Genomic DNA, 15,000 nt, shown 5'->3' with positions numbered 1-15,000 from the left:
GGAGACAGTGTCAGGTGGGCAGTTTGACTGGGGCGGTCGCCTCCTAAAAAGTAACGGAGGCGCCCAAAGGTTCCCTCAGAATGGTTGGAAATCATTCGTAGAGTGCAAAGGCATAAGGGAGCTTGACTGCGAGACCTACAAGTCGAGCAGGGACGAAAGTCGGGCTTAGTGATCCGGTGGTTCCGCATGGAAGGGCCATCGCTCAACGGATAAAAGCTACCCCGGGGATAACAGGCTTATCTCCCCCAAGAGTCCACATCGACGGGGAGGTTTGGCACCTCGATGTCGGCTCATCGCATCCTGGGGCTGTAGTCGGTCCCAAGGGTTGGGCTGTTCGCCCATTAAAGCGGTACGCGAGCTGGGTTCAGAACGTCGTGAGACAGTTCGGTCCCTATCCGTCGTGGGCGTAGGAAATTTGAGAGGAGCTGTCCTTAGTACGAGAGGACCGGGATGGACGCACCGCTGGTGTACCAGTTGTTCTGCCAAGGGCATAGCTGGGTAGCTATGTGCGGAAGGGATAAGTGCTGAAAGCATCTAAGCATGAAGCCCCCCTCAAGATGAGATTTCCCATAGCGTTAAGCTAGTAAGATCCCTGAAAGATGATCAGGTTGATAGGTTCGAGGTGGAAGCGTGGTGACACGTGGAGCTGACGAATACTAATAGATCGAGGACTTAACCATATAATATGAAGCAAATGTTATCTAGTTTTGAAGGAATATACCTTCATAAGTCTGGTAATGATGGCAGAGAGGTCACACCCGTTCCCATACCGAACACGGAAGTTAAGCTCTCTAGCGCCGATGGTAGTTGGGACTTTGTCCCTGTGAGAGTAGGACGTTGCCAGGCAAACGAAAGACGAGTCAGTGGACTCGTCTTTTTTATTTCCTAAGAAATCACGTTATGTTGGCTCATTAGATATAAATAAATATAGTACGGTACTTTTTCAGCTGTAACAGCTAGAAATTCAGAGATGAACGGATAATCTTCAGAAGCATAACTTCCAAGCAAATCGTACCACCAGTCTGTTTCATAGCGGGAAATCATACTTAAGTTATAAAGCAAAAGATAGTGTATAAGTAATTCTGGAAGAGTCGTTTCACTATTAGCAGGTAAATAATAAGTATTTGTATAATGATTGTATGTAAGAGGAGCACTGTATAATGGGTTCCATTGTCTCATGGAAGCTGAGAAATACAAATGAGAGTCACCTTCTGTAAAGTTTGTATATCGAACGTTAAGATCTCTCCCGATCCCTTCCATATACCGTATAAAGCGTTCTTCAGTCATATGGAAGGTATCTAAAATGCGGGTAGGAAAAGTAAAGATATTTTCCGTCACTTCTTTTAATTTATATAGGTTATTTTTTCTTTTGCTGTACCGGAATAAATCTGCTAATTCAGCGATTCGCTGCAGTAACCCTTCCATTGTGTATTTTTCTCCTTCTAAATGTTTCACATGAAACATTTGTTCCGCAACGTGAGTAAATAGTCCGTGTTTTTGAATTTTCACTTCGTCATCTATAAATTGATATCCTTGTTTTTTTCTTTTTCTTGTTGTAACCCCATGTGCTAATACAGAAGTTAATTCTGGATAATTAGGGTCAACTGTAAGCAAACAAGCTTTTAGAAGCTGGCTCATTCCATAAAACAGTAATACTGGCTTAATGGAAAATGGAGCAGTATTACATAATTGGTAATAGTTTTTTCCGTGTTCTAAGTAATAAATAAAGGGATAACAATTTTCAAAGCTTTTTTTCTCAGTATTTGTATTACCTAATTTTTTGTAGCAATGGGTAAGATAATGTTGCGTGTGAGTAGACGAAAGAAAAAAGCTTAATTTTTGCCAAATCATTGTGGAATGTTGCATATATACGCCCCTTTTGTTTTTAGAAAATTCTAACATATAAAGACTTTCTTGACAGTATTTTAACCAATTGTTAAGCTACTAATAATAATTTCAGGTATCATGGGGGGAATCATTTATGTGGGAATCTAAATTTGTTAAAGAAGGTTTAACGTTTGATGACGTATTACTTGTACCAGCTAAATCGGATATATTACCAAGAGAGGTAAGTGTAAAAACAGTTTTATCCGAAACTTTACAATTAAATATTCCTTTAATTAGTGCGGGTATGGACACGGTAACAGAAGCTGATATGGCTATCGCAATGGCACGTCAAGGTGGAATTGGAATTATCCATAAAAATATGTCTATCGATCAACAAGCTGAGCAAGTTGATAAAGTAAAACGTTCTGAAAGTGGCGTTATTACGGATCCTTTCTTTTTAACTCCAGATCATCAAGTGTATGATGCAGAACATTTGATGGGGAAATATCGCATTTCAGGTGTTCCAGTTGTCAATAATGAAGAAGACCGAAAACTAGTAGGGATTATTACAAACCGTGACATGCGTTTTATCCAAAATTATTCAATTAAGATTTCCGATGTAATGACAAAAGAAGATTTAATTACAGCTCCAGTGCATACTACACTAGAAGATGCTGAAAAAATCTTACAAAAACATAAAATCGAAAAACTTCCTCTTGTTGATGATAACGGTGTATTACAAGGCTTGATTACGATTAAAGATATTGAAAAAGTAATTGAGTTTCCAAACTCTGCAAAAGATAAACAAGGTCGTTTATTAGTAGGTGCAGCTGTTGGAGTAACAGCTGATGCAATGCAGCGTATTGATGCATTAGTAAAAGCAAATGTTGATGTAATCGTTATTGATACTGCACACGGACATTCACAAGGCGTATTAGACAAAGTGAGAGAAGTTCGTGAAAAGTATCCGAACCTAAATATTATTGCTGGTAACGTTGCAACAGCAGAAGCAACTCGCGAATTAATTGAAGCAGGTGCAAACATCGTTAAAGTTGGTATTGGACCAGGTTCTATTTGTACAACACGCGTTGTAGCTGGTGTTGGTGTTCCTCAATTAACAGCAGTGTATGACTGTGCAACAGAAGCTCGTAAGTACGGTGTTCCAGTAATTGCTGATGGTGGAATTAAATATTCTGGTGATATTGTAAAAGCATTAGCAGCAGGTGCACATGTTGTTATGCTTGGAAGTATTTTTGCTGGTGTAGCAGAAAGCCCTGGAGATACAGAAATTTACCAAGGTCGCCAATTTAAGGTATATCGTGGTATGGGTTCTGTTGGCGCAATGGAAAAAGGTAGTAAGGATCGTTACTTCCAAGAAGGTAATAAAAAGCTTGTTCCAGAAGGAATTGAAGGTCGTGTGCCATTTAAAGGTCCTTTATCAGATACAGTACATCAATTAGTTGGTGGATTACGTGCAGGTATGGGATATTGTGGTGCAGCTGATTTAACATTCTTACGTGAAAATGCACAGTTTATTCGTATGTCAGGTGCTGGATTACGTGAAAGTCATCCGCATGATGTTCAAATTACAAAAGAAGCACCAAACTATTCATTATAATGTCTAATATAAAAATAGACAGAGGTTTAGTACCTCTGTCTATTTTTTTTTGATTGTGTTAGAATAACGTTTATGTGAGTACAAATGTATTGGGGGTAACAACAGTGAAAGGTATGTTTCGTAAGCAAATGATTGCTATTGTAACGGTACTTACACTATTCTGCAGCATGTTTTTTACGTACAGCAGCACGTTTGCAGAAACAAATTCTGCGTTGAACGTTGAAGCAGGTGCAGCAATTTTAGTGGAAGCGAAATCTGGAAAAATTTTATATCAAAAAAATCCAGATGAACGATTAGCAATTGCAAGTATGACAAAAATGATGACTGAATACTTAGTTCATGAAGCAATAGCAAAAGGTAAAATTAAGTGGGATCAAAAAACGAAGATTTCTGAGTACGCTCATATAATTTCCCAAGATCGTTCCTTATCAAATGTTCCTTTAGAAAACGGTGGTTCATATACAGTAAAAGAGTTATATGAAGCAATGGCAATTTACTCTGCCAATGGTGCAACAATTGCTTTGGCAGAATTAATTGGTGGTTCAGAAGCCAGCTTTGCTAAAATGATGAATGATAAAGCAAAGGAATTAGGATTACAAAATTATAAATTTGTGAATTCTACGGGATTAATTAATAAGGACTTAAAGGGAAAACAACCTGAAGGTACAAGCCCGGATGAAGAAAATGAAATGTCTGCTAAAGACTGCGCTTTGTTAGCACAACATTTACTTCAAGATTATCCAAAGGTTCTTGAGACAGCAAAGATTCCAAAAATGACATTCCAAAAAGGTGGAAAATATCCAATTGATATGTCAAACTGGAATTGGATGTTAAAAGGGTTAGTTAAGGGTTATGAAGGCGTAGATGGTTTAAAGACAGGTCATACTGATCAAGCAGGTTATTGCTTTACAGGTACAGCAGAACGTAATGGTATGCGTTTAATCTCTGTTGTTATTAAAACAAATTCTGAGACAGCTCGTTTTGATGAAACGAAGAAACTATTTGATTATGGTTTTACAAATTTCCAAACGAAAACGGTATATTCAAAAGGTTCTCAAGTAAAAGGTCATGAAACAGTTCATGTAAATAAAGCAAAAGATACAGAAGTACCAGTGCAGACGAAGGAAGAAATTATACTTCCAACGCCAAAAGGTAGTAAAGATATTTATAAAACAGATTTCAAAGCAGTAAATAAAGAGAATGAAGCACCAATTAAAAAAGGTACAACACTTGGTTATATGACCGTAACAGCAAAAGATGCTAATGATGTAGGGTTTTTAACTGGTAAATCCATTCAAGTAGATCTTGTAACAAAACAAGAGGTAGAAAAGGCAAATTGGTTTGTTCTTTCTATGCGAAGCATTGGTTCTTTCTTTAGTGGTATATGGAATGGTACAGTTGATACTGTAAAAGGTTGGTTTTAAAAGCTCCCGATAAGGGAGCTTTTTCATTTCCTATTTTTCGTACCTATTTTGTCAAAAAAATAGTAGACAAATCTCTGATAGATAATGGTAGAATGTAAGAGTATTCTTAATTTTCTTCGTTAGCGGGGAAAAGCAATTCACCTAGGGGGGTTTTTTGTACATGTTAAATGTAACAGGAACAGAGCGCGTAAAACGTGGAATGGCAGAAATGCAAAAAGGCGGCGTCATTATGGACGTAGTTAACGCTGAGCAAGCAAAAATTGCAGAAGCAGCAGGTGCTGTTGCTGTTATGGCATTAGAACGTGTTCCAGCTGATATTCGTGCAGCAGGCGGCGTTTCGCGTATGGCAGATCCAACAATTGTGGAAGAAGTAATGGGTGCTGTATCAATTCCGGTTATGGCAAAATGTCGTATTGGTCATCTTGTAGAAGCCCGCGTACTTGAATCATTAGGGGTAGACTATATTGATGAGAGTGAAGTATTAACTCCGGCTGATGAAGTGTACCATTTAAATAAACGTGATTATACTGTTCCGTTTGTATGTGGATGCCGTGATATCGGTGAAGCAGCACGCCGTATTGCTGAGGGGGCATCAATGCTTCGTACAAAAGGTGAGCCTGGTACAGGAAATATCGTAGAAGCTGTACGTCATATGCGCCAAGTAAATGCAGAAATTCGTCAAGTTGCAAGTCTGCGCGAAGATGAATTAATGACATATGCAAAAAATACGGGTGCTCCGTATGAAGTATTACTTGAAATTAAGCGCCTTGGTCGTTTACCAGTTGTAAACTTTGCAGCAGGTGGTGTTGCAACACCAGCAGATGCTGCATTAATGATGCAACTAGGTGCAGATGGTGTATTTGTAGGTTCTGGTATTTTTAAATCAGAAAACCCAGAGAAATTTGCACGTGCGATTGTTGAAGCAACAACGCATTATGAAGATTATGAATTAATCGCTCGCCTTTCTAAAGGACTAGGTAATGCAATGAAAGGTGTTGAAATTTCAACATTATTACCAGAACAACGCATGCAAGAGCGTGGCTGGTAATTAAAGGAGTTTTTGAAATGGTTACAATCGGTGTATTAGGACTTCAAGGAGCGGTTCGTGAGCATGTACGTGCAATAGAAGCAACTGGTGCACAATCGGTGATTGTGAAGCGTACAGAGCAATTAGAGGAAGTAGATGGGCTTATTTTACCAGGCGGTGAAAGTACAACGATGCGCCGTCTTATTGATAAATATGGTTTCATGGAACCTCTTCGTGAATTTGCTAAAGCAGGAAAACCGATGTTTGGTACATGTGCAGGTATGATCTTACTTGCAAAGAACCTTGTTGGATATGAGGAATCACATATTGGTGTAATGGATATTACAGTTGAACGCAATGCGTTTGGCCGTCAAAAAGATAGTTTTGAGGCTGCTCTTTCGATGGAAGGGGTAGGCGAAGACTTTATTGGCGTATTTATTCGTGCGCCATATGTTGTAGACGTAGAAAATCATATCGAAGTATTATGCACATATGAAGATCGTATGGTCGCGGTTCGTCAAAATCATTTATTAGCAGCTTCTTTCCATCCGGAATTAACAGATGATCATCGTGTTACGGGTTATTTTGTGGAGATGGTAAAGGAAGCGAAAATGAAAAAAACTGTATAAGTGACTTGAAACTTGTGCAAGATTATAGTAAATTGATGGTAACTATTTTATATGATAAATGTGTTGATAGGAAGTAGTAGCAAGAGACGTTTCTTATAGAGAGTCGGTGGTTGGTGAAAACCGATAGAAGCGATTTGCGAATCCATCCTGGAGTGAAGTGTGGAACAGTCTGTTGACTAGTAAACATTTCCGGTGAAGAGCCGTTATCTCTACTTGAGAGGAAAGCAATTATGTTTTCAATTAGGGTGGCAACGCGGGTTAACTCCCGTCCCTTTGTATAGGGACGGGAGTTTTTTATTTTTGTAAAAATAAAGGAGGAAATATTATGCTTGATATTAAATTTTTGCGTGCAAACTTTGAAGAAGTGAAAGCGAAACTGCAACATAGAGGCGAAGACTTAACAGACTTTGGTCGTTTTGAAGAATTAGACATAAAGAGAAGAGAATTACTTGTACAAACGGAAGAGCTGAAAAGCAAGCGTAATGAAGTATCCCAACAAATTTCTGTATTAAAGCGTGAAAAGAAAGATGCAGAGGCGCTTATTTTAGAAATGCGTGAAGTAAGTGATAAAGTTAAAGAGCTTGATAACGAGCTTCGTACAGTTGAAGAAGATCTTGAGCGATTAATGTTATCTATTCCAAACATTCCACATGAGTCTACACCAAATGGTGAGACAGAAGATGATAATGTGCAAGTTCGTACATGGGGAGAAGTTGAAGAATTTACGTTTGAACCAAAGCCACATTGGGATCTTGCAACGGATTTAGGAATGCTAGACTTTGAACGCGCTGGAAAAGTAACAGGTAGCCGTTTTGTATTTTATAAAGGTGCGGGTGCAAAATTAGAACGCGCTTTATTTAACTTCATGCTTGATCTTCATACAGAAGAACATGGCTATGAAGAGATTTTACCTCCGTATATTGTAAATCGTACAAGTATGATTGGAACAGGGCAACTTCCAAAGTTTGAAGAAGATGCGTTTCGTATTGAGAGTGAAGACTATTTCTTGATTCCTACAGCTGAAGTACCTGTAACAAACTTACATCGTGATGAAATTTTAAATGGTGAGCAATTGCCAATCCGTTATGCGGCGTTTAGTGCATGTTTCCGTTCTGAAGCAGGATCTGCGGGTCGTGATACACGTGGTTTAATTCGTCAGCACCAATTTAATAAAGTAGAGCTTGTGAAATTTGTAAAACCTGAAGATTCTTATGAAGAACTAGAAAAGTTAACAAATGATGCAGAGCGTGTATTACAATTATTAGGTCTTCCATACCGTGTGATGAGTATGTGCACAGGAGATTTAGGATTTACAGCAGCGAAGAAATACGATATTGAAGTATGGATTCCTAGCTATGGTACATATCGTGAAATTTCTTCTTGTAGTAACTTTGAAGCATTCCAAGCACGCCGTGCAAATATCCGTTTCCGCCGTGACACAAAAGCAAAACCAGAGCATGTTCATACACTAAACGGATCTGGACTTGCAATTGGCCGTACGGTAGCAGCTATTTTAGAGAACTACCAACAAGAAGATGGTTCTATTATCATTCCAGAAGTTCTTCGCCCTTATATGGGAGGAAAAACAGTAATTAAATAAATTTATTGTTATTAATATACACTCACTGTTATTTTAAAATAATAACATCTTTAGCTATTTAGTAGGGTAGAATACATTTTATGAAAAAGGAGAGAGAAAAAATCTCTTTCCTTTTTATATTATCTATAATAGTAGGGTTGACGAACAGTTTTTCTTTTGATATTATATTTCATGTCATGTTAACACGGAGGAATACCCAAGTCTGGCTGAAGGGATCGGTCTTGAAAACCGACAGGCGGTGTGAGCCGCGCGGGGGTTCGAATCCCTCTTCCTCCGCCATATATAATTGACAACAGCGCATATAAGTGGAGATTGGAGAACTCGTTACCAACACGTAACGAGTTTTTATTTTAACCAAACAGGAAGTAGCATATAGGAGAATGAACCTCTTATAGGAACACTCATATTCCGAGGATTATCTTCATAGATATGAAAGGAGCTACCATGGCCATGGATATTATTATACAAACGTTTCCGCTTGACGGAAAAACACTATATTATGTACAATGTCCCGTTTGCAAGAAAAATAAAATCTTAAACAGTGCTGCAAACGTATCTCGTATTGTAAGCGATGAAACATTTCGTAAACTTTGTGGTTGCATCTGTGATGTGAAAAAAGAAGTGAAGAAAGTAGAAACGCCAATGCAAGTTGAGAAAAAGGCAGATTCAAAACGTAAAGTAATTACAGCCGTTATTAAAGGAAAAGAAATGACGGTAAAAGAAATTGCTGAAGCGTATAATATTAGTGTAAGCACTGTGCGTCAGCGTATTAGTGCAGGGAAATCAGAGAGTGAAATTATTGCTCCGACGAAAAAGAAAAACTAAGTTCATAGGAAAAACCCGTGCGATTGCACGGGTTTTTTATTTTACAAGTTTACGTGTTTGTTGTAAGAAGTGACCGATTTTCTTAATAATTGGTTCAATTGAATTTTCATTTTGTAAAATATCATATTCGTTAATATTAAGACGCAATACAGGACAAGCATTAAAATCATTAATCCAATTTTCGTAACGTTCATGCATTTCTTTCCAATATTCAATTGGTGTTTGTTGTTCCATTGGTCTTCCGCGTTCTTTAATGCGATCTACAATATCTTCAAATGATCCTTCTAAGTAAATTAGTAAATTAGGATGTGGGAAGTAAGGTGTCATAACCATTGCATCAAATAAACTTTTATATGTTTCATAATCTGTAGCGGTCATTGTTCCTTTTTCATAATGCATTTTGGCAAAAATTCCCGTGTCCTCATAAATAGAACGGTCTTGAATAAATCCTCCGCCATATTCGAAGATTCTTTTTTGTTCTTTAAAGCGCTCTGCTAAGAAATAAACTTGTAGGTGGAAGCTCCAACGTGTGAAGTCTCCATAAAATTTATCTAAATATGGATTAGAGTCTACTTTTTCAAATGATGTGCGGTAACCAAGTGTATTGGCAAGGGCGTTTGTCATTGTAGATTTCCCAACACCAACTGTGCCGGCAATCGTAATAACAGCATCATTTGGAATATCATATTTTTGTCTCAAATTCATTACTGGTTAATCTCCTTTGTCAGTGTGTTTTGTAATGTTGATAAGATTACATTTAAGTCCGATTCATTTTTTACAAAATCCATGTTATCTCCATTGAATTTTAATACGGGGATGTCTGGATGATCTTTTTTGAATGTTTCCATTGCTATTTCGTAATCTTTAATGAGTTGCAATAAATAATTAGGATCTATATTTTTTTCGAATTCACGTCCGCGCATGGCAATTCTTTTTTGTAGCGTTTCTAAACTTGCTGTTATATATACGATGACATTTGGAACTGGCATATCTTGTGTTAAGATACGATAAATTTGCATGTATTTATCGTATTGAGCACCTTGTAATGTTTGAGATGCAAAAATCAAGTTTTTAAATATATGGTAATCTGCTACGACAGGTATATGTTGTTTTAAATATTTTGTATCAATGTCTTCTAATTGCTTATATCGGTTGCATAAGAAAAACATTTCTAATTGAAAAGCCCATTCCTCAATATTATCGTAAAATTTTCCTAAAAAAGGATTTTCATCAACGATTTCTTTTAATAAATGGAGTTGCATGTGAGTCGATATCGCTTTCGCGAGTGAAGTTTTTCCAACACCAATGGGTCCTTCAACTGTAATAAATGGTACTCCAGTCACACTGTTGCCTCCTCTCAAAACATGATTTGAAACGAATAAAAAGCACAAAACAGAATTATTGTAGCATAAGAGGAGTGAGAAAGGGTTAGTTTGTCATAAAAAGTTGAAAAATTGATTTATCCCGCATTAACGGGCAGTAATACTCCCACCTCAAGATTCGGTGAAAGCAAAGAAGTTAGGTGGGAGATAAACTGCCCGTAAACGCTCGATTGGTGAGGACTTTTAATCAGTGTGGATAAAGAAAACCCCCACTGATTAAAGTTTCGCTTTATCCGGCACTAACTCGCAATACGATCCTCCACTGGTGGGAATTTCATTTTATGTTATTACAGTTGCAAATGAAATGATGAAGAAGTATCTGCCTTTAAGGTGGTTTGCATAATACGCAGGGCATGTTCGTTATCTTGATCGCAATTAGAGGCAATACAATCCTTGGGTACATATAATTGATAGTTTCTCATATGGGCATCATTTGCGGTGAAGAGGATGCATATATTTCCAGCCACTCCTGTTAAGATAAGATTTTCTATTTTTAAATGACCTAATAATGAATTTAATGGTGTTTCATAAAAAGCAGAATAATGTGGTTTAATAAAAATATAATCATCGCTGGCGGGGGCGATCTTTTTTATAATTTCTTCACTGTATTCATTTGTGCAATAGGTGATGAGTTCATTAATATCAGCTCTCCATAAATGATAATGATCATTTACATAAATAATTGGGCAGTCGGAGTTTTTCATTTTTTGTTTAAGTTTTAAAATCGATTCTGTAATGGGTTTGCATTTTCGTGCTAAGATAGGTCCGTGTGAAAATTTGAAGTCATTAATCATGTCGATAATAAGAAGTGCTGTATTTTTCATATGTAATCTCCTTTCCTTTCTCTTTAGATTGGATTGAATATAGAAAAGTTATTTGTGATGAAAGGACTTTGTTATGGAACAAGATATTTATTTTATGAAACTTGCGATAGAAGAGGCAAAAAAGGCTGAAGAAATACAAGAAGTACCAATTGGTGCGGTTGTTGTTGTAGGCGGCGAAGTAATAAGTCGTGCGCATAACTTACGTGAAACGGAACAACGATCAGTCGCTCACGCTGAATTATTAGCAATTGATGATGCTTGCAAGAAATTAGGGACTTGGCGTTTAGAAAATGCAACGTTATATGTCACATTAGAACCATGTCCAATGTGTGCTGGTGCTATTGTATTATCACGTGTGAAACGCGTTGTATATGGTGCGGCCGACCCAAAAGGTGGATGTGCTGGTACATTAATGAATTTATTAACAGAGGATCGGTTTAATCATCAATCCGAAGTTGTAGCTGGTGTATTAGAAGAAGAGTGCGGAAGCTTATTAACAAACTTTTTTCGAGAACTACGTAAAAAGAGGAAGAAAGAGAAGGAAGAGTTGGATAAAAATACTCCTTGCTAGCACGTTGCAATTTTTTAGGAAACAAGTTATACTGAGATTGCCTTTAAATGAGGCAACTAAATATGGTTTTAACTTTGCCGTGCTAAGCGGGGAGGTAGCGGTGCCCTGTACTCGCAATCCGCTCTAGCGAGGCTGAATCCCTTCTCGAGGTTATGTTACTGTAGGGTCTGCCTTAAGTAAGTGGTGTTGACGTTTGGGTCCTGCGCAACGGGACCCCGTGAACCTTGTCAGGTCCGGAAGGAAGCAGCAATAAGCGGGTCTTCTCGTGTGCCGCAGGAGTGCCTGAACCGAGCTAACTGCTTAAGTAACGCTTATGGTACGTAATCGACAGAAGGTGCACGGCAGTTATATATGCATATAAACCCATCCTATTCATATAGGATGGGTTTTTGTATGGAAAATAACTTTTGGAATCTAGAATCAGAATAGGTTATAATAAAGTGAAACAATAATCAGGCTTTTGCGGGCAGTGTATCCCGCCTAATTTTTTTGTTTGAGTTGGCGAGATTACTGTTTACGAATAGCTAGATAAACGAGAGAATAACTTTTGGGGGAGGCCGTATTTTCGTGTCATACCAGGCGTTATACCGAACATGGAGACCGCAGAAATTTGAAGATGTAGTCGGTCAAAAGCACGTAACGAAAACGTTGCAAAATGCCCTTCTTCAAGAGAAAGCGTCACACGCTTATGTGTTCTCTGGCCCAAGGGGAACAGGGAAAACAACAATTGCGAAAGTATTTGCAAAAGCAATCAACTGTGAGCAAGCTCCTACAGCTGAACCTTGTAATCAATGTCCTGCATGCTTAGGAATTACACAAGGTGCCATTTCAGATGTATTAGAAATTGATGCGGCTTCGAATAACGGTGTAGATGAAATTCGAGATATAAGAGATAAAGTAAAATATGCTCCAAGCGAAGTTCGCTATAAAGTATATATTATTGATGAAGTTCACATGCTTTCGATGGGTGCGTTTAATGCACTATTAAAAACATTAGAAGAACCTCCGCAGCATGTTATCTTTATTTTGGCAACGACAGAACCGCATAAAATTCCACCGACAATTATTTCTCGTTGTCAGCGTTTTGAGTTCCGCAAAATATCAGTACAAGATATTGTAGAACGATTAACTACTGTTGTGAACAACGAAGGAACGAAAGTGGACGAGGAAGCACTTCAAATTGTAGCGCGTGCCGCAGAAGGTGGTATGCGTGATGCATTAAGTTTAATTGATCAAGCGATTTCTTATAGTGACGAAGTGGTAACGGTAGAAGACGTATTAGCGGTTACAGGTTCCGTTTCACAGCGCTATTTAGCGAACCTTGTAGAAAGTATATATGAAAATGATGTATCAAAAGCATTGCGTCTTGTTGATGATATTATGAATCAGGGGAAAGATCCGCTTCGCTTCATGGAAGACTTCATTTACTATTACCGAGATATGCTTTTGTATCAAACCTCACCGAAGCTAGAAGATATGTTGGAGAGAGTTATTGTTGATGATTCATTTCGAAAGTTAAGTCAGGAGATGCAGCCTGAAGTGATTTATGAAATTATTCATACACTTAGTAAGAGTCAACAAGAAATGAAATGGACAAATCATCCTCGTATTTTTTTAGAAGTGGTTATGGTGCAATTGTGTCAGCAGTTTGCGATGAAAGCAAACGGAGCGGATCGCTTGCAAGTCGTTTTACAAAGAATGCAGCAGTTAGAACAGGAATTAGAGAAGGTGAAACAGCATGGTGTACCAGTTTCGATGCAACAAGAAGTGAGAGAAACAAAGGCTACGCCGAAGCCGAGCCGTTCTGGTAGTATGAAAATACCGGTTGGTCGTGTTCATGAAGTGCTAAAGCAAGCAACTCGTAAAGAATTGGAGCAGTTGAAAAGTGCATGGAGTGAACTGTTAGAGCGATTGAAAAGTTATAATAAAGTCGCTTATGCTGTTTTGTTAGAAAACAGTGAGCCGGTAGCAGCATCTACTACTTCTTATGTTCTTGCTTTTAAGTATGAAATTCATTGTAAAATGGCGAGTGAAAATCGCGAAGCAACAGATACGGTAGAGCAAATTCTCTTCGAACTATTTGGGAAAAATTTACAAATGATTGCAATTCCTAAAAGTGAATGGGGAAAAATTCGTGAGGGGTTCTTACAAAGTGAAGGTGATTCTTCAGAGGAAGCAGAGAAACCAAAAGATCTCCTTGTAGAAGAAGCCCTAAAAATAGTTGGAGAGCAATTAATTGAAATAAAAGAATAAAGTATGCCTTAAATAGAGTTTTATTTCTGAAATGTAAATATCCATTAAGTGAAAATTAGGAGGAACTATTATGATGCGTGGAATGGGAAATATGAATAACATGATGAAACAAATGCAAAAAATGCAAAAACAAATGGCGAAAGCACAAGAGGAACTTGGTGAAAAAACAGTTGAAGGAACAGCTGGCGGCGGTATGGTAACAGTTATTGCAAATGGCCATAAACAAGTTCTGGAAGTGAAAATTAAAGAAGAAGTTGTAGATCCAGAAGATATTGAAATGTTGCAAGATCTTGTATTAGCTGCGACAAATGATGCATTAAAGAAAGCGGAAGACCTATCGAATTCTACAATGGGACAATTTACAAAAGGATTGAATTTACCAGGCGGTATGTTCTAGGAGGTTAGTCATAGATGCACTACCCGGAACCAATCTCGAAGTTAATTGATAGCTTTATGAAATTACCAGGTATCGGACCGAAAACAGCGGTTCGTTTGGCTTTTTTCGTATTGGATATGAAAGAAGATGACGTATTAGATTTTGCGAAGTCACTTGTAAATGCAAAACGAAACTTAACGTACTGTTCTGTTTGTGGTCATATAACAGATCGAGATCCTTGTTATATTTGTGATGATTCTCATCGTGATCAATCAGTTGTTTGTGTTGTGCAAGAGCCGAAAGATGTGATTGCGATGGAGAAGATGAAAGAATATCAGGGAGTATATCATGTGTTGAATGGTGCCATTTCTCCAATGGAGGGAGTTGGTCCGGAAGATATTAATATTCCTCAGTTGTTAAAACGACTACATGATGAAACAGTCCAAGAAGTTATTTTGGCAACAAACCCGAATATTGAAGGGGAAGCAACAGCGATGTATATCTCTCGTCTGTTAAAGCCAACGGGAATTAAAGTGACTCGTATTGCACACGGTCTACCAGTTGGTGGTGACTTAGAATATGCGGATGAAGTAACGCTATCGAAGGCGTTAGAAGGCCGCAGAGAATTATAAGTAGGAGAAATA

Annotated in this window: 14 protein-coding genes, 1 tRNA gene, 2 rRNA genes, 1 other RNA gene and 1 other annotated feature (1 of these 19 only partly in view); of the genes, 14 read left to right on the top strand and 4 right to left on the bottom strand. The window is 38.0% G+C overall.

What is annotated here, in order from left to right; translation table 11 throughout:
- Together AB1280_RS18085 and rrf are read left to right on the top strand one after the other, a co-directional pair.
- Positions 1-680 (top strand): 23S ribosomal RNA (locus AB1280_RS18085) (it extends 2,243 nt beyond the left edge of the window).
- A gap of 50 nt (positions 681-730) precedes the next feature.
- Positions 731-846 (top strand): 5S ribosomal RNA (rrf, locus tag AB1280_RS18080).
- Positions 847-885: 39 nt separating this feature from the next.
- On the opposite strand, the gene AB1280_RS18075 is transcribed toward rrf, so the two are convergent.
- A complete protein-coding gene (locus tag AB1280_RS18075) occupies positions 886-1,866 on the bottom strand; it encodes a YaaC family protein (protein WP_429756581.1) in 981 nt (326 codons plus the stop codon).
- A 115-nt stretch (positions 1,867-1,981) separates the two neighbouring features.
- Between AB1280_RS18075 and guaB the strand changes: the two genes are divergently transcribed.
- The 7 genes from guaB (at position 1,982) to AB1280_RS18040 (ending at position 8,950) form a co-directional block, all read left to right on the top strand.
- On the top strand, positions 1,982-3,445 hold the full coding sequence (gene guaB, locus AB1280_RS18070; RefSeq protein WP_272191679.1) for an IMP dehydrogenase: 1,464 nt from the start codon (positions 1,982-1,984) through the stop codon (positions 3,443-3,445).
- Positions 3,446-3,549: 104 nt separating this feature from the next.
- Entirely contained in the window at positions 3,550-4,869 is a 1,320-nt protein-coding gene (locus tag AB1280_RS18065) for a D-alanyl-D-alanine carboxypeptidase family protein (RefSeq protein ID WP_429756580.1), read from the top strand.
- A gap of 160 nt (positions 4,870-5,029) precedes the next feature.
- Positions 5,030-5,917, top strand: a complete 888-nt coding sequence (gene pdxS, locus AB1280_RS18060; RefSeq protein ID WP_020063156.1) for a pyridoxal 5'-phosphate synthase lyase subunit PdxS — start codon at positions 5,030-5,032, stop codon at positions 5,915-5,917.
- 17 nt (positions 5,918-5,934) lie between these two features.
- Entirely contained in the window at positions 5,935-6,525 is a 591-nt protein-coding gene (gene pdxT, locus AB1280_RS18055; protein WP_272191682.1) for a pyridoxal 5'-phosphate synthase glutaminase subunit PdxT, read from the top strand.
- 54 nt (positions 6,526-6,579) lie between these two features.
- Positions 6,580-6,801: a binding site (T-box leader), on the top strand.
- A 49-nt stretch (positions 6,802-6,850) separates the two neighbouring features.
- Positions 6,851-8,125 carry a serine--tRNA ligase gene (gene serS, locus AB1280_RS18050; protein WP_272191683.1) on the top strand — a complete coding sequence of 425 codons (1,275 nt, stop codon included), beginning with the start codon at positions 6,851-6,853 and terminating at the stop codon, positions 8,123-8,125.
- Positions 8,126-8,311: 186 nt separating this feature from the next.
- A tRNA-Ser gene (locus AB1280_RS18045) sits at positions 8,312-8,404 on the top strand.
- Positions 8,405-8,575: 171 nt separating this feature from the next.
- On the top strand, positions 8,576-8,950 hold the full coding sequence (locus tag AB1280_RS18040; RefSeq protein WP_272191684.1) for a DUF3797 domain-containing protein: 375 nt from the start codon (positions 8,576-8,578) through the stop codon (positions 8,948-8,950).
- Positions 8,951-8,986: 36 nt separating this feature from the next.
- Here the strand turns inward: AB1280_RS18040 and AB1280_RS18035 are convergent, their stop codons facing one another.
- The 3 genes from AB1280_RS18035 to AB1280_RS18025 form a co-directional block, all read right to left on the bottom strand.
- The gene (locus tag AB1280_RS18035; protein WP_272191685.1) at positions 8,987-9,655 is read right to left on the bottom strand and encodes a deoxynucleoside kinase; all 669 of its coding nucleotides are present in this window, start codon (positions 9,653-9,655) and stop codon (positions 8,987-8,989) included.
- Entirely contained in the window at positions 9,655-10,293 is a 639-nt protein-coding gene (locus tag AB1280_RS18030) for a deoxynucleoside kinase (RefSeq protein ID WP_429756579.1), read from the bottom strand. The genes AB1280_RS18035 and AB1280_RS18030 overlap by 1 nt, the downstream gene beginning before the upstream one ends.
- A gap of 326 nt (positions 10,294-10,619) precedes the next feature.
- A complete protein-coding gene (locus AB1280_RS18025) occupies positions 10,620-11,156 on the bottom strand; it encodes an isochorismatase family cysteine hydrolase (protein WP_272191687.1) in 537 nt (178 codons plus the stop codon).
- 73 nt (positions 11,157-11,229) lie between these two features.
- Between AB1280_RS18025 and tadA the strand changes: the two genes are divergently transcribed.
- The 5 genes from tadA to recR all read left to right on the top strand — a co-directional run bounded on the left by tadA (position 11,230) and on the right by recR (position 14,988).
- Positions 11,230-11,727, top strand: a complete 498-nt coding sequence (gene tadA / locus AB1280_RS18020; protein WP_272191688.1) for a tRNA adenosine(34) deaminase TadA — start codon at positions 11,230-11,232, stop codon at positions 11,725-11,727.
- Between the two features lie 77 nt (positions 11,728-11,804).
- Positions 11,805-12,069, top strand: an RNA gene (gene ffs / locus AB1280_RS18015) — signal recognition particle sRNA large type.
- A gap of 225 nt (positions 12,070-12,294) precedes the next feature.
- Complete coding sequence (dnaX, locus tag AB1280_RS18010; protein WP_429756578.1) at positions 12,295-13,980, top strand: DNA polymerase III subunit gamma/tau; 1,686 nt, start codon at positions 12,295-12,297, stop codon at positions 13,978-13,980.
- 70 nt (positions 13,981-14,050) lie between these two features.
- Positions 14,051-14,377 carry a YbaB/EbfC family nucleoid-associated protein gene (locus tag AB1280_RS18005; RefSeq protein WP_242225256.1) on the top strand — a complete coding sequence of 109 codons (327 nt, stop codon included), beginning with the start codon at positions 14,051-14,053 and terminating at the stop codon, positions 14,375-14,377.
- Positions 14,378-14,391: 14 nt separating this feature from the next.
- Positions 14,392-14,988 (top strand): recombination protein RecR, encoded by a 597-nt coding sequence (gene recR / locus AB1280_RS18000; RefSeq protein WP_272191690.1) that lies wholly within the window; start codon positions 14,392-14,394, stop codon positions 14,986-14,988.
- The last annotated feature ends 12 nt before the right edge of the window (positions 14,989-15,000 follow it).

The sequence above is a fragment of the Bacillus sp. S10(2024) genome (assembly GCF_050473865.1).
Classification (GTDB): Bacteria; Bacillota; Bacilli; order Bacillales; family Bacillaceae_G; genus Bacillus_A.
The sequence above is the reverse complement of the archived record's forward strand: the minus strand, read 5'-3'. Positions and strand labels throughout refer to the sequence as shown.